Origin of the sequence: Paeniglutamicibacter sp. ORCA_105 (assembly GCF_045798545.1) — a bacterium.
GTDB lineage: Bacteria > Actinomycetota > Actinomycetes > Actinomycetales > Micrococcaceae > Paeniglutamicibacter > Paeniglutamicibacter sulfureus.
Map to the genome: position 1 here is coordinate 1 of NZ_JBIXLM010000017.1, position 20902 is coordinate 20902.

Genomic DNA, 20902 nt, shown 5'->3' on the forward strand with positions numbered 1-20902 from the left:
GAAGTAGGCACCCCAGCAGCCGAGAAAGTGGCCGCCCGTGACAAACCGGGGGAACGCGGCGCCCTGGGGGTGTTGCCACCCGCGGGGGCCGGGGGGGGCGGGGCCCCCGGGCCCCCCCGGGGGCCCCCCCCGCCACTTTTGATGCGCTGGGGACCGGCAGTGTGGCTATTCGAGACCGAGGGAGAACGCAGCATCCAGGTCATGGCTTGAATATGCCCGGAACGCAATATGTGTTTGGGTCCCGGTGATGCCTGGAACCTTGGATAGTTTGTTGGCGATGACTTCGGCCAGCTCCTCGTGGTGGCGGACCCGGGCGATGGCGATGAGATCCCAGTCGCCGGCGACCGAGTAGACCTCGGAGATGCCTTCGATGTCCGAAATCTTTTCGGCGCACTCGGGAATGCTGTCAGAAGCGGTTTGGATCATGACGAATGCAGTGACCACGTGGGTACCTCCAGATGGTTATGGGCGGTGGTTTTCTGAACTTGATTTGAGCCTAGTTCAGGATGTTGGCGTGCGCACGCGGCGGCGCGCTATAAGGTTTGTGGCCACCCTGCGTCCCACCAGGAACACTCCGAGCACAATCGTTGCGACAATGATGAACGGCACCGCGGCGGTGGCGCCAAACAGCACGCGCAGGGATAGCCCCAAGGCGACGGTGCCGAGCCATACGAGGATGCCGGTGGGCCAGATCCGCGAGTGGTTGGTCCAGGGGCGTGAGAGCAGCGTCAGTGCGGCCAGCGCCAGCAGGAAAGGCGCGGCGGTTTGGATCACGCCCAGAATGGTCAATGAATGTTGGTGGGAGCCCCGCCCGCTCAACGCGAAGATCAGGACAAGGACCACATCGATCGCGAAATACGCGATCCAGGTCTTACGAGAGGTCATGCTTTTATTCTACGTGGCGTAGTACATAGTTGTGCCCCCAAGGGGAGTGTGACCGATCGGAAGCGTCCTACGGTGAGGGTGAGGGTGTGGGCGTTGGACTTGGTTGCCGTGCCCTGGTCGGTGTCGAGGTTGACGAGGGCTTCGGTGCTTTCGACGGCGTCGGCCTTGGTGCCGGTTTCGGTGGTCGTGCCTTCGAGGGCCTCGGTGGCGCGGGCTTGGTCGTGGGCGTTGCGGGGCGGGGGAGCAGGTCGAGTTCGACCAGCACGGTCTTCTCGGTGGAGCCAAAGACCCTGCCCGAGGGAGTGGCTGCCAGTCGGGGGCCGAAGCGCTGCTTGCCCTTCGGGGTCCCGATGACCGCCTTGGTGCCGGCGCGGAAATCCACGACAGTGGTGGTGCCCGTGGCGCTGTGCACGAGCTTGGAGCCGTCGCCCACCTGGGCGATGTCGGCGTTGGCCCATCCGGGGCGGTGGGCGGCGTTGCGTGTGGGGGTGAGGCGGTGGCGCCGGACGAGTTTGCCGTTGGCGGGATCGATGATGTTGATGCCCTCGACGTCGGCCACCACCAGCCAGCCGGCGATGAGCTTGGGCGCATAGAGGGCACCGGAAGAAGCGACTGGTGAAGTTTCCCAGACCTTCTTTTTCGTGGCGATCTCCAACTTGAAGACCTTGGCCGGTCCCTTGGTGTCCGGGATGCCGTAGCCGTTGCGCACCGACGAGGTCCCGTAGACATGGCGCTCATCGGCTGCAAGGCCGATGATGGAGTGGGCACGGACGAATCCGGCCCCGCCGCCGTTGAGCACCCAACTGATCTTGTTGGTGCGGGGTTCGATCATTCCCAGCACGCCGCCGGCCCGCCCGTAGTCCGGCACGGTGCCGAAGAACACGTTGCGGGAGTTCACGGCCCAGCCGAACGGACGGGACTGGTGGTATTTGCGGCTCAACCGTTCCAGCCGCACGTAGCCCCCGGGCTTGTCCTTCATCCGGCTGTCCATGCTGATGATGTCCGCCGAGCCGTAGGAGCCGATGTAGCTGCGCGTGGCATCGAATTCGATCATGGCCTCAATCTGGTTGACGAGGTCTTCGTCGTCGGGGGAGTGCCAGCGTGCGCCGGTGTCGGGATTGACCGCGGCCAGCCCGTCACCCATGTAGCCGCCCACATACACCTTTCCATCGGAGTGCCCCATGAGCGACTGGATCGTGAATTCCCCGTCGGTGAGCGAAACCGTGCGCACCTTGTCGATCTTGCCGGTGGCGAGGTTAAAGGTTTCGAGGCGCAGGCCCGTGGGGATCTGGCTCGCCACGAGCACCGCCTTGGAGGTGGCGTGCAGTGCCAGGGGTGCACTGGTGCCTACCGGGCCGAGCTTGGTGTCCCGCCACGTCGCGGTGTCCGTCGCGTAGAGAATTCCCTTGGAGATGTTGAAGATGCGCCCGCCGCCCTGGGCCGATTTCTGCCCGCTGCCCTTGACTTCCGCCGAGGCGCGGCGGGCGCCCCAGACCCGATCGACCTTGCCCGTCCACTTCTTGCTGGCGGGGTCCAGCAGCAACTGGGCAGTGATGTCGCTGGCCGTGACCACGACGCGGTTTCCGATCACGTCGATGGAGGAGATGAAGCCGTTGTGCATCGGGTCGGGCAGTTGGACCTCGGTGCGGCGCCCGGGGTGGCTTGCGGGGAAGGTGAAGAGCCGCGGGTTGCGGGAACCTGTCCCGACCCAGACCTGGTCGTCGGGGCCAATGGCCACGCGCCTGACGTAATCGGTGTCGGCCGCGACGCGGGAGTGGGCCCGGATCCTCTTTGTCGCCGCGGTGTAGGTAAAGGTTGCACCGTTTGGATAGGTGCCTCCCCACACGTTTCCGACCGAATCCAGGCGCAACTCGTAGAGCACCGTCGCCCCGGGAACCACCGCGACCCGGCGAACCTGCTTGGGGCTGGTTGGGCTCCAGGACAGTAGGCTGCCGCTGGTGCTCAGATAAAGGGTCTTGCTTGTCCGGTCCCAGACCAGGGATTCGATCCCGCCGTTGTGGCTGCCGGGGATGGACACCACGTGCACCGGTGCCCCCGCATCGGGGTTGACGATCTGCAGTTGGTTGACCGGTCCGACGATTGACACGGCAAGCCAGGGGACCGGTGCCGAGGTCAGCCCGGGCAGGGGCACCACGGCCTTGACGTTCATTGCCGGGAAGGCCCCCTTGAAGCTCGAAATGGCGCCGCGGGTGTTGGCCGCCCGTTTCAGCGGAGTCGTCAACATGGGATCGCGGTGGCGCCACGGCGGTGGGCCGGGCTTTGCCGTGGGTGTCGGCTTGGGCGTCGGCTTTGCGGTCGGAGCGGGAGTTTGCGGCTTCGGGACGGCCACAGGGTCCTCGGCGGGGGAGCGCAGGGGAGAGAGTGCGACCCCTCCGGCTGCCAATACCGCCAGGGACAGCAGTCCGCGTCGGGTCAGGCGGTGCGGATCACTCTGGGGGTCGTGGTGCACTGTCGGTCTTCCGGTGGTCGTAAATGGCTCGGACGGCCTTGAGACTAACAGCCGGACATGGGGGATTTCCTGTTGAGCGCGCCGGATCATGTCGCATCTCACATCGACGATCCGGTGATCCGGCACATTGGTGATGGGCGGGCGTGGGAGTTCTGCGTGAATCCCGGCGGTTGGCACCGATGCTATGGACCGTTCTCCACGGCGTAGGAATGGATGACGGTGCCGTTGGCCATGGTCCTTGAACCGCTCAGCCGCAACCGGGCCGCGTCCGTATGGTGGATCAAAAGACCTGCCTCGGGGGCGTTGCCCAGGAAGAACGGGTGGATCCACAGCCGGATCTCATCCAACAGCCCATGCTCCATGAGCGTTCCGGCGAGGCGTCCGAAACCATAGGTCAAGATGTCCTTGCCCGGTTGGACCTTGATGCGCGCAATGCCGGCGGCGACGTCTTTTGCGATGATGGCGGTGTTGTCCCACGTGGCTTCCCGAAGCGTGGTGGAGACGACGTACTTCTGCATGGTGTTGATGCGATCGGTGAACGCGTCCCCCGAGTGCCCCTGCCACACCCCGGCAAAACCCAGGTAGGTGTCCTTCCCCAGCAGCACCGCGTCGCACTGTTCGATGAGCTCCTGCTGGATTGTCGCCTTTTCATCGCCCGGATCCGGCAGGGACGGCCAATGCTGCGGGTTGGTGATGACCCCGTCGAGCGAGACATAGGTTGAATTGATGATTCGACGCATGCGGAGCGCCCCTCCTCTTGAAATGTGCGCTGTGCAAGCGCGATGAAACAAGGCTCGCAGTCCGGCACGGGCAACGGAACCCCCTGGGCGCGGACAGTCGTCAGGCGCGGGGGGTTGATCGCACGGCAGCGGCCCGCTGCAGTGCGCGCACTGGCCCGGCACCCGAAAAATGGGGCAGCAGATCCTGCAGCACCGCATCAATCCTGGAAGTACAGCTCCGTGTGCAGCTTGCATCCCGGGTTGAACGCCGCTGCGCAACGCGTGCAGGAATCGACATGGAGATACTCGGTGATCGCCAACAGGTGGCCGCAGACGCCGCAGAGCACGGCCGGCTCGTCGCGGGAATCCACCGGCCACTGCGCCGCATGATGGTCGGCCGCCGCCGCGTGGCACAGGTGGCATGGGTAGAACTCTCGGCAGCACGCGAACTGGATCGCGATCACGTCGAGCTCGGTTCGATAGTGGACGCAGCGCGTCTGGCCATCGACGACGGGACCGAGCACGTTCGGCCTCTCCAGGCTCATCGCACACCCCGCGCGGTGAGCGCATCGCCGAGCTCGTCCGCGTGCTTGAGCGCCACGATGAGAAAGGGGACGACGAAGGTGCGCGGGTTGTTCCGGGCACCGCGCGCCCGCTGTGCATCGCGCACCTCGCCCGCCCGGCGGCCCAGCACCGGGATGGTGCTGATGGTCACCGTGAGCAGCAGCGCGATCCGCTGCGCGTCCAGGCCCAGTCGTTCCAAAGGGTGCAACCCGCGCTCGATGGCATCCAGCAGCGCTGTCACCCGGGTGGTGAGTGCCAGCAGGGCGGCGAGCGCGATCGCGGCGGTGAGGCGGGCGACGTTGGCGACGGCGGGCTCCGGTCCCAGGAACACCAGCTGGCTGAGCGCGGTGATCGCGATGACCCAGCGGATCGCATGGACCTGGCGGCCGAGTTCCAGGATCCCGGACCATCCGGGCCCCAGGCCAGCCACCATGTAGCCCCCGAGGGCCACCGCCGCGGCGATCGCCGCCGAAGACCAGTGTGAGGGCAGCAGCGAGACTCCGAGCACGACCGCCAGCACCAGCAGCAGCTTTGGGCCGGCGGGCATGCGGTGCAGCCAGCCGGTGCCCGGCTTGTAGAGCGTCAGCACCGCAGCACGGCCTCGTACCTGGCGATGATCGCGTCGGGTTCGCCGACGCCGACCATGCGTCCGCCGGCGAACATCACCGCCTGGTCGCAACGCGCGGCCAGCGCGAGGTCGTGGGTGACGAGCACCAGGCGGTGTCCCACGTCCTCGAACAGGTGGTCGGCGACCCGTCGGGCGTTGCGTGCGTCCAGGTAGGCGGTCGGCTCGTCGGCGATCACCAGCTCCGGGTTGCGCACGAAAGCGCCGCACAGCGCGAGCAGCTGCTTCTGCCCGCCCGAGAGATCGTGGGAGGGCCGTTCGGCCAAATGCGTGAGGCCGAACCGTTCCATGGCCGTGGCCACCCTTTGCCCAAGCTCTGCAGGGCGGAGCTTGTCGGCGCGCAGCGAGAAGGCGACGTCCTCGCCGACGGTGGGCATGATGATCTGCGCGTCGGGGTTGCTGAACACGACGGCGATGCGCCGGCGCAGCTCGGCGGCCCGGCGACTCGGGTCGATCCCCAGGATGCTCAGCTCGCCCGAGGTCCTGGTGGCCAGGCCGCCGATCAGCCTGGCGAACGAGGACTTGCCCGAGCCGTTCTCCCCGATGACCGCCACGGTGCGTGCGTTCAGATCGAGGGAAACGTCCTGCAGCACGTCAACGTCGCCCAGGCGCATCCCGACGTCCCTGAGGTGGATTCCCGCGGTGCTCATCGAACCACCTCCAGCACTGCGGCGATGCCCATGCCGCCGCCAATCGATGCCGCGGCGACCCCGCGGGTTCCCGCCGGCGCCCCGGCGCGCACCAGGCGGCTGAAGAGGCGCACCACGGCGATCGCGCCGCTGGCACCCCAGGGGTGGCCGAGTGCCAGCGCGCCGCCATCGGCGCAGAGGCGCGGGTCATCGTCCGCGACCCCGATCCGGTCCAGCACGGCCAGGGACTGTGCGGCGAACGCCTCGACGATTTCCAGCGCATGGATATCGGCCAGTGCCCATCCCGCCGAGTGCAGGGCGTCCTCGATGGCGCCGGCGGCCCCGATGCCGGGAAGCGCCGGATCGCAACCGAAAACGGCGGAGGCGCGGATCGCGAGCCCGGGTGCGCAACCCGCCGGTCCCAGCACCAGTGCGGCGGCGCCGTCCCCGATGCGCGTGGCGGTGCCCGCGGTGAGCGTGCCGCCGGGGAAGAGTGCGGGCAACCGGGGGAGCAGTCGCTCCGCCCCGCCGATCGCGTCGTCGTAGTGGAGCCCGGACAGCGGCACCAGCTCGGCATCGAAGCGGCCGGCGGAAACCGCCGCGCGGGCTCGGGCGTGGCTGCGCGCGGCGTGGGCGTCCTGCCGGGCGCGGGGGATGCCGTCGTGCTCGGCGAGGTCCTCGGCGGCCCGGGTCATCTCCGGGTCTTCGAAGCCGGCGGGCGTAAATGGCGCACGGCCGTAGGCGATGCCGTCCACCGAGCGCACGGGTGCGGTGGAAGCGCTCTCCACGCCGCCGGCGATGCGTATCCGGCGGTCACCTGCGCGGATAGCGGCAGCGGCATCGAGGACGGCCGCGAGGCCGCTGCCGCACTGCCGGTCCACGGTTGCGCCGGGGACCCCGTGGCCGAGTCCTGCCGCCAGTGCGGAGATGCGGCCGGGGTTCCCGCCCGGGCCCATGCAGTTCCCGAGGATCACATCGGCCACGGTGATCGGCGAGCCGTGCGCCGCTTCGGCGTCTTCCAGGGCCGCCCGGATGACGGGCGCCGCGAGCTCCTCGACGCGCAAGTGCGCCAGGGCACGGCCGCGGGTGCCGATCGGGGTGCGCCGGGCGGCGAAGATGACTGGATCGCTAGCGGATGACAAGGGACTGCACCTCCCCGGCCAGTACCTGGCGAACGGCTTCGGCACGCGCGGGCTTTCCCGACGCGGTGCGAGGGATCTGGCCGGCGAACCAGCGGCGTGGCCGGTGCGCCGGGGCCAGCTGGGCCGCGGCATGCGGACGGACATCAACGGGTGCATCGCCCTCGAGCTCCAGCAACGCGGAAACCAGGGCTCCGACGGGCTCGCGCGGCAGGCCGAACACGATCGCGTCGCGGACGCCGGGAATCGAGCGCAGCACGGCCTCGACCTCTTCGGGCACGATTGTCGCGGAGGCACTGAGGATTGCTTCGTCGGCGCGGCCCAGCAGGCGCAGGCGGCCATCGTCCAATGCTGCACGGTCGCCGACTGTCGCCCACGCGCCGTCGCGGCGCAGCGGGCCGGGGGCACCGGCATATCCGGAGGCGACGTAGGGGGAGCGCACCCACAGTTCCCCGTCGCGGATCTCCAGCTCGACGCCGGGGAACGGGCGCAGGCCCTCGCCTTCGTCGCAGGCCACGAAGGACAGCTCGGCCGCACCGTAGTATGCGCTCACGCGGATGCCTGCCGCTTCCGCCCGCCGGCGGAGCGCCGGGTCCAGATGGGAACCGCCGATCAATGCCGCGCGCAGCCGCGGGTGCGAGCCCGCGTCGAGGACCGCCCGGAGCGCCTGCGGGGTGCCGTGCAGGGCGTCGGCCTCGGGTGTCGGACGCAGCACCGGGCGAGGTCCGCCGGAAAGCGAGTGCGCGAGCGAGAAAAGGGTGAGCGAGGAAGCGGGCGGGGCGGGCAGCGCCACGGTGTCGCCACTGCCTGCGTCCAGGAACCCGCTGACGGCGGCGAAGGAGTCCGACCACGACTCGGCACTGCGCAGCACGATCCGCGGGGCGCCGCTGCTGCCGGAGGTGAGCGTCGCCCAAGCGGTCCCGTCGGGGAGCTCCGCCGCGGCAGCTGCCGCGACGGTGGCGTCCCACTGCGCCTTCGGCCATCTGGCATCGCCGACGAGCGGGACATCCCCTGCCTCACGGATCCCGTGGAGGCGCTCGAGTAGCCCCGGCCCGGCACCGCTCACCGGGACAATCACTGGACTTTTTCCGGAACCGGTGCCGCCTGGGAGGCCCATACGCGGTGGAAGGCGCGCGGGTAGGCCCGGACCAGGGTCATGACGATGGCCGTCGCGGCCACGGCTTTCACGAGGTCACCCGGGATGAATGCGAGGCTCAGCATGGCGGTCTCGCCCAGGGGCAGGCGCGTCACCATGCTCTGCACGGGGATCCCCACGGCATAGATCACCAGGATCCCGCCTGCGAGCATGCCGAGGATCGTTCGCCACAGCACCGGCTTGCGCCCGCCCGCATGCACGATCAGGCCGATGACGAACGAGCCGACGATCCAGCCGATGAGGTAGCCAGCCGATGGGCCGAAGAACACGCCGATGCCGCCACGGCCGCCGGCAAGCAAGGGCATGCCGATCGCGACCAGTGCCAGCAGCACTGCCATCGAGAGGGCGCCAAGCTGCGGCCCGAGAATGGCGCCGGCGAGCATCACCCCGAGGGTTTGGACGGTGATCGGGACTCCGCCGGCGATGGAGAAGCCACCCGGCAGGCCCAGTACGGCGACAAGCGCCGCGAAGACGGCGACCCGCGCAAGGCCGGTGGCGTCAAGCTGCCGGGCGCCGCCTCGTATCGAGAGGGGAGAAGGATTGGTCATGGGAGTTTCCTTACGCGCTTCATGCTTGAACGTCGTTCAATTGAACAGTGTTCACTATAGTGATGCCGTCGCCAAAGCCAAAGCACTCGAAGTCACATTTCGTGAAACCGCCATCCGCGGTGTCGTGCCCGCCGTTGGTGGCCTAGGGCCATCCGACACCCCTCGCGCCGGGATGCCAGGCACGGATCTCGATAGTGCCGCATGGATCCGCAATAAATGCAGTTTGTCTGGCTTCGCCACAAGAGAGGGGACCCTTGCCCTCGTGAAGACAGTGCTCGTTGGCGGCTGGGGCGGGGGAGTAACCCTCCTGCCCGTCGGAGGTCATTGCGAAGGAGCGGGGGGCAATTGCTATCGATCACGTGGTACTGGAGTCGCAACGATAGTGACGTGATGCCGCTCAGGCAGACCCCGACATCCGGATCCGGTTGTCGCCCAACACCGGCGGTAACCGCCCGGGTCGCTTTCATCATTCCCGACCTTCCACGTGTTCACGACTTCGCACCGGGATGCCCAAGGCATCCAGCACTGGCCAAAGCGTCGCCATTGCTGTCGGGCTGCTGGCGTTGATTGATAGGATCCTGAGCATGTCCAGCCCGCGAGCCGTCAGGCTTCGTTCCCGTTCCGAAGACGACTTTGACGTCTTGTTCCGAATTGCCGACGATCTAGCCACCTGGGAGGAGCGGAGCGCGGCATCGCCTGCGCCGCTGACTGGGGAAGCCTTCAGAAGCCGGCTTGCGCAGAGCGATGCCGATGATTCAGGCAAGGACGTGAGTTTCGTGATCGATGTGGACGGTGCCGCCGTCGGCAGTGTTTCGCTCTTTGATTTCGACATGCTCGCCCGCCACGCGGAAGTCGGTATCGCGTTGGTCCCCGAAGCTCGCGGCAACGGCATCGGAACCGCAGCGATCTCACAGATCGTTGAGTTTGCCTTCGTGCGCTGCAACTTGCGCCGTGTCCACCTGCAGGTGATCGAGTCCAACCTCGGCGCGATCCGAGCGTATGAGAAGGCCGGATTCGTGGTCGAGGGTCGTCAGCGCCAGCACGCCTGGGTTCGCGGAAAGTATGAGGACATCGTCGTCATGGGGATACTCCGCTCGGCTTGGGATTTCACGGCCCGGGATAAAGGTGGCCTTCCCCGGGACTGAGCGGCGCCGCGCGGAACTTTACCTGAGCGCAACCGAGCCGCGACGGGCAGGACCCTGTCAAGGAAACCCGGCACCACTGGATCGGGACGCAAGTAGGGCACCAGCGGCAACGATTCGCCGTCCCGGCACGGCCCTATCGGGTCAGTTTCTTCAGTCCCTTCTTCGGTGGCACCCGCACAGGATGGGGCCAACGGGGGCTCAGGGTATCGCCCAGCGTAGTGCCCCGTAGCTTTCGCCCGAACATGGGTAGTACCCACTCGGTGACCCACGTCCGGTGTTCCCGTGCCCGCTGCCGCACGCCGCGCGGTGCCTTCCGCTTTTCCCGGTGCGTGATGCCGTGCGGCACCTCAAGGACATCCAGTACCCTCGCTGCCATGTATTTGTGCCCGGCCTTGGACATGTGTAACCGATCGGGCCCCCACATGCGGGAATCCGCATAGGCGTTGAAGGCGGCGTAATCCACCAATACGGCGCCGTACTTTGCGGCGATGAGCCGGACGCCGTCGTTGTAGGCGTGATTCTTGCGGCGCAAGGGCCCCAGAATGGGCGAGACCTCCACGTCGTAACCGGTAAAGAGCACCAGCGTTGCGCCCGTCTGCGCCAGCTGACTGACCAGGAATTCGTACTCGGCCAAGATGTCGGCGATCTTCGTCCCCAGGTCCATGACGTCGTTGCCACCGGCATACAGCGTGATGAGCGTTGGTTCCATGGCGATGGCGGGCTCCAGCTGTTCCGCGATGATGTGCCGAAGCCTCTTGCTGCGGATGGCGAGATTCGCATATTCCCAGCCTGGACTGTCGCTGGCGAGAGCCTCGGCTAGCCTGTCGGCCCATCCCCGGACGCCATTGGGTCGCCGCTTGCTGCCATCCCCGACTCCCTCCGTGAAGGAATCTCCCACGGCCACATAGCGGCCCGGTCCACGATCAATCATGAGAAATTAAACGGCTGCCCGTCTCGATTTCGAGGCAAGGGGCAGCAGGAGGGCCGCGTCCGCGCTCACCGGCAACGAGAAATTCGGATCGCGAGTCGCTTCCGACTGTGGCGTCCCAACGCGTGGGACCTGCGACTTGGCTTCGGCCAGCTCCGCAAGATCGGTCGCAAAACGGGGCCGCCCGCCGTCGTGCCCACCTTGGAGCGGCTTGGAAACACCGGGCCGGGGGGAGGGGGAGTGCGAGTGGCCCGAGCAATTGGCCAACCAGGCCATCGGAGCTGCAGCCGTGTGGAAACCAATAGTCTCCTGGCGCATTTGTGCCAGCGGGAGCGCAAGCGTTGGGCCAGGGTTGACCACGCCGGTAACCGAATGGGTCATCGGCTTCCTCTCGAGGCTGCCGGAATCCGAGGGTGCTCTTCAATGGCCTGAGTGTAGAGATCCATCAGTTGCTCACACACAACCTGCCAGCTGCGGCCTTGGACTTGCTGGAAAGCAGAGGCCGCAAAGGCCGCACGTTTGGCGTCGTCGCCGATGAGATCCATCGCGTATTCACGCAACTGGGCCAGATTTCCCGGTGCGTAGAGCCATCCCGTACGTGAGGAATCCACGAGATCCACGGGGCCGCCGCGCCCGGTGGCCACGACTGGGACTCCCGATGCCATGGCCTCTTGGATAGTCTGGCAAAACGTTTCGAGTTCGCCCGGATGCACGAACAGGTCAAAGGAGGCCATGGCGGCCGCCAGCTCCTCACCGCCAAGGAAACCCGTGAAATATGCGTCCGGAAGAAGAGATTCGAGCGTTTCCCGCTGCGGTCCATCGCCGACGATGACCAGCCTGGTGTCGGGGATACCGGCCAGGACAGCCAGATCCTCCACCTGCTTTTCGAGGGCCAGGCGCCCCACGTAGCCAATGATTTTCTGCCCCGCGGGAGCTACCGTGTCACGGAACCCCGGGCTGCGCTTATCAGGATGGAAGCGTACGGTGTCCACACCACGGCGCCACAACTCCAACCTCGGGATGCCGTGGCCCTGCAGTTTTTTCAGTGAGTCGGTCGAGGGAACGAGTGTTTTCGTCGCTGCCACGTGGATCCGCTTCACCCTCTGCCAAGCCCAATTCTCCAGAAATGGCATGCCGTATCGGGCCGCGTATCCGGGAACGTCGGTTTGGTAGATGGCTACCGAGGGAATGCCCAGAGCCGCTGCGGCCCGGACGGCACGCCAGCCCAGGACAAAGGGTGATGCCAGGTGGACAACGTCGGGATTGAACTCAGCCAACAGCGTCTTCACCCGAACCACCCCACCGATGGCAACCCGGATGTTTCGGTAACCGGCCAGGGGGACGGCGGGCAGCCGCCTGACGGTTGCACCTTCCATCGTAGGAGGAGCATTCTCCAACGTCGACGGGGCGATGACCAAGACCTGGTCCCCGCGCGCATCCAGATGCTGCAAGACTTTCAGCAGCGAATGGGTGACCCCGTTCATCTCGGGAAAGAACGATTCAGCAACTATGGCAACCTTCACGCCTCAACCATGGCCGCAGAAGGTTGCCCCAGGGCGCAGCTTCAGGAACACGACGATGAAGAGTGGGTTAACGGCTGCGTGCAAAGCTTCACTGGCTCACTTCTGGGGCTTGCCACGCGGTCTGTTGGCGCAGGACGCCAGCGCCCTATTGCCTGTTGGAGTCAATTTCGCGCACGTGTACGCGAACAAGATCTGCGACCAGGCGGCTGGGCAGGGTCTTTTCCAGCGTGAACTGGATCGAGTGTTCGGTGGTCTTGTAGTCCTTGAGCTGGTCCTTCAGCTCCTCGATCGCCCATGAAGAGGGGTAGAAGCTCATATGTTTTTTGGATGCGGTGAAGTACACGAGTGCCCGGTTCCTGTATTTGAGGGTCGGCATTCCGTAACTTATGGTCTCCTCGGTGTCCGGCACGAGCTGTGTAACGAGCGCGCGGAGCCGCTCGAGTTCTGCCCGGTATGCGGGGTCGAGTGCATTGAGATACTCGTCGACGGTCTTCGCTTTTTCACCCATAAGCACGAGTGTATCGCCGGCCACCGTTCCGCTTCGCTCGGACACCTGTTCTTCAGAACTGTGGCGCAGGGTAGGCAGGAAAATGGCCGACAAACCGGCTCGCCGATCGGAGGGGGCACGGCAGCGACGTTCTTGGTCAGAGTTTCGATGTTCTCCGGCTCGTCCAGCCACTGAAATCCAAAGCCTCCTACCCCGACAGTGGCTACCGGAGGGAATCCCCACCAGACAACTCTGACTGCGTCAACTATTATCTCGGTGGCGCTGCCCCGGTGGGCTCGAGGCCCGCTTTCACCGCCTCCGGGCGCCCGAGGGGCCGTGAACGGCGGTGTGGGCCACGAGTGGCGCTTGATCGGCCGGTGCGATGCGGTTCCCGCGTCGCGCAAACCGCATGCTTACCGGGCAAACGCGGAGATTGCCGCGTGGGGCCGGTTACCTAGATCCTGGCGTGTTTCTGTATCGATCACTTCGAACCCGGCGTCATGCAGCAGGCTACTCATCTGATCGACCGACCAGTGGTACGCCGGGGCAACAGCATGGTCGAGCGGTTCTGCGGGCTCGCCATCGAAAAAGCCCACGAGCAGGTGCCCTTGAGGCGAAAGAACGCGCGCGAACTCGCAGAGAACGGGCGGCAAGTCCGCTGGGGGCAGGTGAATCAGTGAATACCAGGCGAGCAATCCATTCAGGCTTCCATCGGCTTCGTCGAAGGCGCGCAGCGAGGAGACTTGGAATGGCACATCGGGGAAGCGAAGACGGGCGCTTTCTATGAATGCGGGCACGAGGTCAATGCCTGAGATGTCTGCACCCCGTTTATGCAGAAAATCAGTCCAATGTCCTGGACCGCATCCGGCGTCGATGATACGGCCGCCAATCTGCTGAGCCCAATGCTCTATGCGGTTCCGATCCGGCTCATGCATGTCATCGATTGCCCCAAGGATGGTCGTGTACTCGGATGCGCGTGCGGCGTAGGCCTGCTGAACTTGGGAGTCAGTCATGTACGTAAGCCTAGAGACTCGCTAGCACGACCGTTGGCGCGACATCCTCAAGCGGCGTCCCGACAGGAGCGTCCCGAATAGTTAGCAGAGGAACAGAAAAAGGAAATAGAACCAAGCCCGACAGGGGACCCCGTAAGCGGAACGCTTAGCGGGACGCTAAGCGTTCCGCTAAGCGGGACGGAATTCTAGATCTTGAGGTCTTCCCATTCGAAATAGGTCACGGTGCCGTTTTTCCAGTCTTGGCGCAGGATCGAGTAGGCAATGGAGGCGACGTGTCCGCCGTCTTTGGTTGGCCATCCCAATCGGTAGTGCGCTTCCTTGAGGAAGCCTGCGCGGAGGAAGGTCTTGCGCATGGCGATGTTGTCTTCTCGCGTTTGTCCCTCGAAGCGAAGCATGTTCGGCCTCGACTCGAAAACCAAGTCGCAGAGGGCACGCAGCACTTCGACTCCCACGCCTTTGCCGCGTTGGGCTTCCTCTAGGCGCAGGTCGAAGAGCGGAGAATCGTCTTCTTGCAAATCCTCCAGAACAGCCATACCGATACGATGTTCGTCCCTCATGACCCAATAACCTTGGGTGTCTTCGTTCCAGAAATGGCCATTCTCAATCTTCGTCCGTATGTCCGTGGCCTGGGGTGCGGCCTGAACATGGAACGGGAAACGATTTGAGGTCAGGAAGCCGATGAGATCTTCGGTGTCGGCTGGTGTCATTGGAACAAAGACGATGGACATGCTCCGACTCTAACTGCATGGACGGAACCTGTCCCGAATCAAGGTTCCCCAAACGGGAAGAGGTATGTGCACTTCCGGACGGCATGGGGCATTGCTCGGCAAATGGACGTTGGGTCACGCTAGACTCAGGACGTGGATTTTACCGACGTAGCTCTGCTTGAAAGCCCGTTCGTTCGACTCGAATCGCTTTCCGAGACACACCATGACGATCTCGTCGCAGCCGTTGATACCGATGAGCTTTGGCGGACGTGGTACACGCATATCCCCTCACCTGCGACTATGAAAAAGGGAATCAAACGCCGGATTGCCTTGCACACCGAGGGTCGGATCGTTCCCTGGGCCATCATCGATCCACGGACTTCCCGTGCGGTGGGAATGACCACGTATTTGAACCTCGAACCGGCCAATCGTCGTCTTGAAATCGGGTCAACCTGGATCGGATCGTAAGCACAGGGTACGGGCATCAACGCCGCAGCCAAGATGCTGTTGCTCCAGCGAGCGTTCGAGGATTTGGGGTGCATTGCAGTGGAGTTCCGGGCGCATTGGCACAATCACCAGTCCCGGCGCGCAATCGAACGACTCGGTGCCAAACAAGACGGCATTCTTCGCAATCACACGATCTTCGAGAACGGCACCGTCCGTGACACCGTGGTTTTCTCCATCGTCGAAGCCGAATGGCCAACCGTGAAATTCGGGCTTGGCGAAAGGCTTAACGCCTACCAGAGTTAGTCGCCCTCAGCGCCAGGTTGGCAATGAAGAGTGTCTCGCAGAGTGTCCCCCTGCGGACACCTATTGAAATATTTTCCATCAACAAGCTTTACCCGTACTCGGTACGCGCCTTAAGGATGCCTTAGTGCACGATTCTTGCCGTTCTCTGCAATGACCCCAACGGCCGACGCTTAGGTCTGGGTTAAGATCCTGCGGGCTGCTTTTGTCTCTTATTGAGGATGGACAGCATGCCTTTAAAAGCCGCCCAGGCTAAACAGGAGCATACCAAGATGAAGATCGGTGCGAAGATCAGAACGTTCAAGAGTCCTTCAGCTGCGGTTCGTTCGAAGAGGAAAAAGTAGGCCAGAATCGGGACCATCGCTCCTGCCGCGGCGCCCAGGGCAGCGACAAGCGCTTGACGGTTTCCCGAGGTCGGAACGTGCTTCTTTCCCTGGATGGCCACGGCCACCGCCGCGCCGATTGCGGGAGGAATCGAAATGACAGCACCACAAACCGCAGCCCAAAAAAGCATTAGTGGGACGTTGGTCCAGCGCCAGTTTTCCCTTTCTCTAAATTCGCTGGAAGGCAGCAAAGGTAACAAAGCGAGCGACCCCAATATAGCTCCTGCCAGCACGGCTAAGCCGAGCAGGGGGAAGAGTAGCGTGCCGATTTTCTGGGCGGGAAGAGTAGCCATGGGTACAGCTTATGGCGCATCTGAAAACCACCTCTGACATGTATGTGTCACGCGCGCGGAAGCACACTGGAACTAGGCACGCCCTGAAATCCCGAAATCGTATAGATACACAAGGCAGCAATCAGCGGGACGCCGCCTACATCCGCTCGCGCCGGAGGAATGGGAAGACCCCCGAAACCGAGTCCCGCTGAGCCTTTTCCTTTGCGGACGCAGCAAAGCGACTCCCTCGGACACGTGGCGCAATCGGGGACTTCAACTTGCAACATGATTCGTTGAAAATCCTGACACCCGGATTCATGGTGTTAGATGAAAAGATCATGAGTGAATACAAAATTCTGCTTGATCAGGCGCAACGTCACTTCAAAGTCCCGAGTTGCCCTACGGTTTCCGACGCCATCGCACTGCTTCAAGGATTCGGAGCGACATCATTCGATTTCGAGACGAACCAAGAATCCCTGGCGGACGAATTCGTTGATCGGCGGTATGTGGTCGGCGCTTACACCATCCATGATCCTCGTTTACTTAAAGAGCGGGCAACTGCTGAAGAGCTTCAAGTGGCTGAATTGTCCTTGGAAGAGTCGGAAGAGGACACGGATATTGAGTACCCTGACGAGAGCGCCGAGTGGAACCAAATTCAGGACGAACTAAGCAGCCTTCAGCGCCTGGTAATTGTCATAGAACACGGAGCGGAGGACCCGAACATGGTTGGCAACTTCCGGGTCCATGGATTCGGCCAGTGGTTGCGTGAATCGTTGTGGGCATCCACCGGCGTTCTTCCTCGAGACCCAGGAGTCCCCAGCACGGAGTCCGTGCTTTTCGGGCGCGCTTTCGAACTTTCAGGTCGAGAGGTTTTTCAGGCCGCAGCGATCCCGCAACGCCGCCCACGACGTCTAGCATGGTTCCGCGGTAAAGGCAGGGCTACCTAACTCGGCCATCTCAATAGTGACCGACCCATAGAGCGTTCCTTGGTGGAGACAGAATCTCCCTTCCGAATTCGGAATAAATCCGGGCAAATCTCAAGGCGGCGGCAGTCCCACCCCGCTGTCGCGCATAATTCCGCGGTGGCATCGAAAGCGAGCTGGTCCACGGTCTTGACCTTGGCGTCGGGCCGGACATCGACCACGACACTGGTGCCGTCAACCCGGCGAACAAAGTAGTCGGGAACGTGCCAGATTTGGGGGAGTGGCTTTGGAAACTTGATCCTGAAGGGCTGGGAGGCAATGCCCGTGACGGTGGGATCGAAATCCAGGCGTATCAGGTGGTCGCGTTCCAGCCAGGACTCGAAACCGACATATCGGTTGGTGGAGGGGCACCACCAGAGTCCGGAGAAATTTCGTTGTCCCTTATACGTAGCAACGCGGCGGACCGGTGGCGAATTCTCAAGTCGGTTGCCCAGCAACGCGCCAGAAGGTCGCTGGTGGTGGCGGAGGAAAATTGCTCCCTGAAGATCGGGGAGCCGGCAGGATACTTGGGCCCGGCTTCAACGTCGGCGCCAGCAGCGCGCGTCCCATGGCAGCAAGTGTAGAAGCTAAACGCCCAAATGCCTCACTTGTAATGAGGCAGGACACGACTGCTTTGAGTTGCACTGGCACGAGAAGGGCTGTCAAAACGTTAGTTGACATAATGTAGATTATCGGCGATCTGGATACACCTGGGGAAGTGATGAATTCCAACATTTCGCTCACATCGTCCAATGACTGTTTAGCGCGTCCCCATGTGTCGGTTTGGCGCGCGGTACGGCCCGGTGACCGGTCGCACGACCCGGGCCCGAGCGCCGGACCGGGGGCGCCGGGCCGCAGGCGTCCGGGGATTGGTGAAAACGTCCCGAGTACCGTGGGGATATGCGCGGGTTTATCCCGATCGGCCATTCTCCCGTCGGCGTCCTGGCCAAATAATAAACACTTGACATAACTACCTGGTGCCATGTTTTGGTACTTGCATAGTTATTCAGGGAAACTCGATGGTATGCCACACCCAAAGTCGCCCGTTCAGGGTTCCATCCTGCGCGGCGCATCCCGTCACGTCCGGCACGCCATAAAGCGATCCGTCGAAATTCGTGCGACTTGCGAACACCTGGAACTCGATGCCAAGCAGAACGAAACCATCGACCTGCTGTCCGGCAATGCCGCAGCTCATCTCTCTCCCCTGCGCCGATCCCCCGGGAAGAACCATGTCTATCTCTGGGGACCTCCGGGGCGCGGCAAGACCTGGTTGCTTGGAGCGGTCTTCGATGCCCTGCCGACCGAGCGCAAGCTGCGTGTACATTTCCACGATTTCTTCCGTGACCTCCATGCAACAGCCCACAAGGCCACCACGGATGCACTTGAGCAGATCGATGAGCCCGACTCACTCGGGGAAACGCGCGGACGCGCCGACCGCGTGGAGGCACGCACCAGCGCCATTGAACGGTCCATTGAGACCATGCTCGGCGGTGTGGAGGTCCTGTGCTTCGACGAATTCCACTGCAACGATCCCGGCGATGCCATGTTGTTGGCACGCACCGTCAAATACATTATTGACCGGGGCATCCTGTTGATCACCACGTCGAACTACCCGCCGGAGGAACTCCTCTCGGATGAGTACTACCACCACCTGGTTCTGCCGACGATAACGACCATCCGCGAGCATATGACGGTGCACGAACTCGATGCGCAACGCGACTACAGGGTGATCGATCGACAGGGGGCACAGCGATCCGGATTCAGCATGGGAACACTGCTGCGCTCCCCCGACTCCGGTGACCTCGAGCGCCTGGGGTTGACCGCACCCGACGCCGGCGACACGGTGCGGCTTACGCCGACAAGCCATGAAATCCGTGCGATGCGCATTGACGGGCGGCAGATATGGTTTGGCTTCCCAGATCTCTGTGAAGCCCTGACCTCCACCGTGGACTACCTGAAGTTGGTACGCGACCACGATCACTGGATCATTTCCGGCGTGCCGGGCACCGGGCGGATGACGCCCTATGGGTTGCGCCGGCTGGCCAACGTCATTGACGTCCTCTACGACCACCAAGTCCGCCTAGACATGTTCGTGGAAGATGGCTTCACTGACTCCTTCAACCACCTGCCCGAACTCGAGGCGGCCCGGCTACGCAGCCGCATCAATGCCCTGGACACGGGCAGCGGACAGGCATTGGGCATCACCACTTCGCTGGAAGGCGTGCACTCATGAATCCAAACGGCGAATCGACAAGACCCTCCCCATGGTCCACCGAAGCCATCCGGGCCGGGGTCGAGGAACTGGTCCGTCTTCACGATGCGGGTGTTCTTCCACCCATCGTGCAGCTGGGGCATCCGGTGCTGCGGATGGCCGCGGCGGACTTCACCGACCAGCTGGAACCCGGTCTGCTGCGGGCCTTCCTGGACACCATGCGCGCGGTCATGCTCGATGCCCCGGGAGTCGGACTCGCAGCCCCGCAGCTGGGCATCCCCCTGCGCATCGCCGTTCTGCAGGACCTTTACGAATCCGTTCCGGAGGTCGCCCACGCCCGGGAACGTGAGCCGCTGGAGTACCTCGAGACCATCAATCCCCGTTATTGGCCCGTCGGCGACCGCACGGCCAGCTTCTACGAGGGCTGCCTGTCATTCAACGGATACCAGGGTGTGGTGGAACGACCCGCCGACATCGACACCACGTACCAGGACGCAGAAGGCACCACCCATGAACGGAAATTCTCCGGGTGGCAGGCGAGAATATTCCAGCATGAGACCGACCACCTCGACGGCACCGTGTACATCGACAAGGCCGTGACCCGGTCGTTGTGCGCCAACCACGAATATCCACGCTGGGCCAACCCGGGTATTGCAGAGGCCAGGAGCGGGCTCGGATTCTAGGGACGGCCCAACGCCGTCACGCCCCCGGCACAGGGCACAACCCCGGATCCTTGTCGGCCATGAAGGACGGGCGGCGCGCCCGCGCCTACTACAGTGGTCAGAAGGCCACGCCGCAAGACCGTTCAACGAGCCGGTCGCAGCTAATCACCACCCCCAGAATTGACACCATTGGAGCAGCTCATGAATCCGGACGAGGGTCTTCGCTGTCCCGTTTGCCGACAGGGGATGCGTCTGCAGCAGCAACCCGGGAGGCCCGACCGGCTCGGCTGCGACGCCGGACACGCATTTGACGCCGCGAAGCAAGGCTATTTCAACCTGCTGGCCGGCAAGGGAACGAACTTCAAGGAAGACGGGGCGCAGATGGTTGCTGCCCGGGCATCCTTCCTTGATGCCGGTCACTACGAGTCGCTGGCAGAAGCCCTGGGGCTCCGAGCCCGCAAGGCCCTGCGCGGATACGAGGAACCGCGGATCCTGGACGCGGGCGCAGGGACCGGATACTACCTGAGGCAGGTGCTTCAAGCGCTTCCTGGGTTCTCCTCCGCCAGCGCCGTTGCGTTGGATATTTCCCGCTATGCAATGCGGCGGGCAGCGAAGGTGCCCAACACCCTGGCGCTCGTGTGGGACCTGTGGCGCGAACTTCCCTTGGAGGACGAGTCGTTCGACGTGCTGCTGAACATCTTCTCCCCACACAACGGCAAGGAATTTGCCCGGGTATTGCGCCCGGGGGGAACGGCACTGGTCGTAACCCCGCTCCCCGGCCACCTGGCGGAGGGTGCGGAACTTCTCGGGCTACTTGCAATCGCACCGGACAAGGCGGCCGGCGTCGTGGCTTCCATGGGCGACGGATTCACGCTCAATGCAACCGAGGAGGTCCGGATACCGTTGGTGTTGGATTCGGCCGCAGCTTTCGAGCTGGCCATGATGGGACCGGCCGGTCATCATCTGGTCCCCGAGGAACTACGCGGGCGGTTGGCTGATGCAGGAAACGCCATGCTCATCACCGCGGCATTCCGCATCCAGGAATTCCGCAAGAACCAATAGCCCGCCGACCTCTGCAGAGGTGCCGCCGATCATCGCAATGATGAGGTTGCGTAGGTTGAACATC

Annotated in this window: 22 protein-coding genes and 1 pseudogene; 6 read left to right on the forward strand and 17 right to left on the reverse strand. The window is 63.8% G+C overall.

Translation table 11 applies throughout. The features are described 5' to 3' along the window. Nucleotides 1–165: 165 nt before the first annotated feature. From ACIPUB_RS10090 to ACIPUB_RS10135, 10 genes are all read right to left on the reverse strand, one after another. Nucleotides 166–444: an Lrp/AsnC family transcriptional regulator gene (locus tag ACIPUB_RS10090; protein ID WP_264271748.1), complete on the reverse strand. Its 279-nt coding sequence runs from the start codon at nucleotides 442–444 to the stop codon at nucleotides 166–168. Between the two features lie 57 nt (nucleotides 445–501). Beyond that, the gene (locus ACIPUB_RS10095; protein ID WP_407607253.1) at nucleotides 502–885 is read right to left on the reverse strand and encodes a DUF3054 domain-containing protein; all 384 of its coding nucleotides are present in this window, start codon (nucleotides 883–885) and stop codon (nucleotides 502–504) included. A gap of 67 nt (nucleotides 886–952) precedes the next feature. Further along, complete coding sequence (locus tag ACIPUB_RS10100; protein WP_407607254.1) at nucleotides 953–3355, reverse strand: hypothetical protein; 2403 nt, start codon at nucleotides 3353–3355, stop codon at nucleotides 953–955. 182 nt (nucleotides 3356–3537) lie between these two features. Then, a complete protein-coding gene (locus tag ACIPUB_RS10105; RefSeq protein ID WP_407607255.1) occupies nucleotides 3538–4095 on the reverse strand; it encodes a dihydrofolate reductase family protein in 558 nt (185 codons plus the stop codon). A 197-nt stretch (nucleotides 4096–4292) separates the two neighbouring features. Beyond that, a complete protein-coding gene (locus tag ACIPUB_RS10110; protein WP_407607256.1) occupies nucleotides 4293–4619 on the reverse strand; it encodes a CHY zinc finger protein in 327 nt (108 codons plus the stop codon). Beyond that, nucleotides 4616–5227, reverse strand: a complete 612-nt coding sequence (locus ACIPUB_RS10115) for an energy-coupling factor transporter transmembrane component T (protein ID WP_407607257.1) — start codon at nucleotides 5225–5227, stop codon at nucleotides 4616–4618. The genes ACIPUB_RS10110 and ACIPUB_RS10115 overlap by 4 nt, the downstream gene beginning before the upstream one ends. Beyond that, on the reverse strand, nucleotides 5221–5913 hold the full coding sequence (locus ACIPUB_RS10120) for an energy-coupling factor ABC transporter ATP-binding protein (RefSeq protein ID WP_407607258.1): 693 nt from the start codon (nucleotides 5911–5913) through the stop codon (nucleotides 5221–5223). The genes ACIPUB_RS10115 and ACIPUB_RS10120 overlap by 7 nt, the downstream gene beginning before the upstream one ends. After that, entirely contained in the window at nucleotides 5910–7034 is a 1125-nt protein-coding gene (locus tag ACIPUB_RS10125) for a thiolase family protein (protein WP_407607259.1), read from the reverse strand. The genes ACIPUB_RS10120 and ACIPUB_RS10125 overlap by 4 nt, the downstream gene beginning before the upstream one ends. Further along, complete coding sequence (locus ACIPUB_RS10130; RefSeq protein ID WP_407607260.1) at nucleotides 7021–8109, reverse strand: class I adenylate-forming enzyme family protein; 1089 nt, start codon at nucleotides 8107–8109, stop codon at nucleotides 7021–7023. The genes ACIPUB_RS10125 and ACIPUB_RS10130 overlap by 14 nt, the downstream gene beginning before the upstream one ends. Further along, nucleotides 8106–8735 (reverse strand): biotin transporter BioY, encoded by a 630-nt coding sequence (locus tag ACIPUB_RS10135; RefSeq protein WP_310287418.1) that lies wholly within the window; start codon nucleotides 8733–8735, stop codon nucleotides 8106–8108. Before ACIPUB_RS10135 ends, ACIPUB_RS10130 begins: the two co-directional genes overlap by 4 nt. A gap of 506 nt (nucleotides 8736–9241) precedes the next feature. Here ACIPUB_RS10135 and ACIPUB_RS10140 point away from each other — a divergent pair. After that, complete coding sequence (locus ACIPUB_RS10140) at nucleotides 9242–9880, forward strand: GNAT family N-acetyltransferase (RefSeq protein WP_407607261.1); 639 nt, start codon at nucleotides 9242–9244, stop codon at nucleotides 9878–9880. A gap of 133 nt (nucleotides 9881–10013) precedes the next feature. On the opposite strand, the gene ACIPUB_RS10145 is transcribed toward ACIPUB_RS10140, so the two are convergent. The 5 genes from ACIPUB_RS10145 to ACIPUB_RS10165 all read right to left on the reverse strand — a co-directional run bounded on the left by ACIPUB_RS10145 (nucleotide 10014) and on the right by ACIPUB_RS10165 (nucleotide 14559). After that, on the reverse strand, nucleotides 10014–10811 hold the full coding sequence (locus tag ACIPUB_RS10145) for an SGNH/GDSL hydrolase family protein (protein ID WP_407607262.1): 798 nt from the start codon (nucleotides 10809–10811) through the stop codon (nucleotides 10014–10016). Nucleotides 10812–11185: 374 nt separating this feature from the next. Further along, nucleotides 11186–12331, reverse strand: coding sequence for a glycosyltransferase family 4 protein (locus tag ACIPUB_RS10150; RefSeq protein WP_407607263.1), 1146 nt, complete (start codon nucleotides 12329–12331; stop codon nucleotides 11186–11188). A gap of 145 nt (nucleotides 12332–12476) precedes the next feature. Then, the gene (locus ACIPUB_RS10155) at nucleotides 12477–13010 is read right to left on the reverse strand and encodes an iron chaperone (RefSeq protein ID WP_407607264.1); all 534 of its coding nucleotides are present in this window, start codon (nucleotides 13008–13010) and stop codon (nucleotides 12477–12479) included. Nucleotides 13011–13231: 221 nt separating this feature from the next. After that, a complete protein-coding gene (locus ACIPUB_RS10160; protein WP_407607265.1) occupies nucleotides 13232–13831 on the reverse strand; it encodes a class I SAM-dependent methyltransferase in 600 nt (199 codons plus the stop codon). A 185-nt stretch (nucleotides 13832–14016) separates the two neighbouring features. After that, the gene (locus tag ACIPUB_RS10165) at nucleotides 14017–14559 is read right to left on the reverse strand and encodes a GNAT family N-acetyltransferase (RefSeq protein ID WP_407607266.1); all 543 of its coding nucleotides are present in this window, start codon (nucleotides 14557–14559) and stop codon (nucleotides 14017–14019) included. Between the two features lie 132 nt (nucleotides 14560–14691). Here ACIPUB_RS10165 and ACIPUB_RS10170 point away from each other — a divergent pair. Continuing rightward, nucleotides 14692–15288 (forward strand): annotated as a pseudogene (locus tag ACIPUB_RS10170) (GNAT family N-acetyltransferase). A 181-nt stretch (nucleotides 15289–15469) separates the two neighbouring features. Here ACIPUB_RS10170 and ACIPUB_RS10175 read toward each other — a convergent pair. Next, complete coding sequence (locus ACIPUB_RS10175; protein ID WP_407607267.1) at nucleotides 15470–15961, reverse strand: hypothetical protein; 492 nt, start codon at nucleotides 15959–15961, stop codon at nucleotides 15470–15472. 272 nt (nucleotides 15962–16233) lie between these two features. Between ACIPUB_RS10175 and ACIPUB_RS10180 the strand changes: the two genes are divergently transcribed. Beyond that, entirely contained in the window at nucleotides 16234–16887 is a 654-nt protein-coding gene (locus ACIPUB_RS10180) for a hypothetical protein (protein ID WP_407607268.1), read from the forward strand. Here the strand turns inward: ACIPUB_RS10180 and ACIPUB_RS10185 are convergent. Beyond that, on the reverse strand, nucleotides 16884–17360 hold the full coding sequence (locus ACIPUB_RS10185; RefSeq protein ID WP_407607269.1) for a TnsA-like heteromeric transposase endonuclease subunit: 477 nt from the start codon (nucleotides 17358–17360) through the stop codon (nucleotides 16884–16886). The two genes, ACIPUB_RS10180 and ACIPUB_RS10185, sit on opposite strands and share 4 nt — an antisense overlap. 566 nt (nucleotides 17361–17926) lie before the next feature. Between ACIPUB_RS10185 and zapE the strand changes: the two genes are divergently transcribed. From zapE to ACIPUB_RS10200, 3 genes are all read left to right on the forward strand, one after another. Continuing rightward, nucleotides 17927–19135: a cell division protein ZapE gene (gene zapE, locus ACIPUB_RS10190; RefSeq protein WP_407607270.1), complete on the forward strand. Its 1209-nt coding sequence runs from the start codon at nucleotides 17927–17929 to the stop codon at nucleotides 19133–19135. Then, nucleotides 19132–19797, forward strand: coding sequence for a peptide deformylase (locus ACIPUB_RS10195; RefSeq protein WP_407607271.1), 666 nt, complete (start codon nucleotides 19132–19134; stop codon nucleotides 19795–19797). Before zapE ends, ACIPUB_RS10195 begins: the two co-directional genes overlap by 4 nt. 180 nt (nucleotides 19798–19977) lie before the next feature. Then, nucleotides 19978–20838: a methyltransferase domain-containing protein gene (locus tag ACIPUB_RS10200; RefSeq protein WP_407607272.1), complete on the forward strand. Its 861-nt coding sequence runs from the start codon at nucleotides 19978–19980 to the stop codon at nucleotides 20836–20838. Nucleotides 20839–20902: the final 64 nt, after the last annotated feature.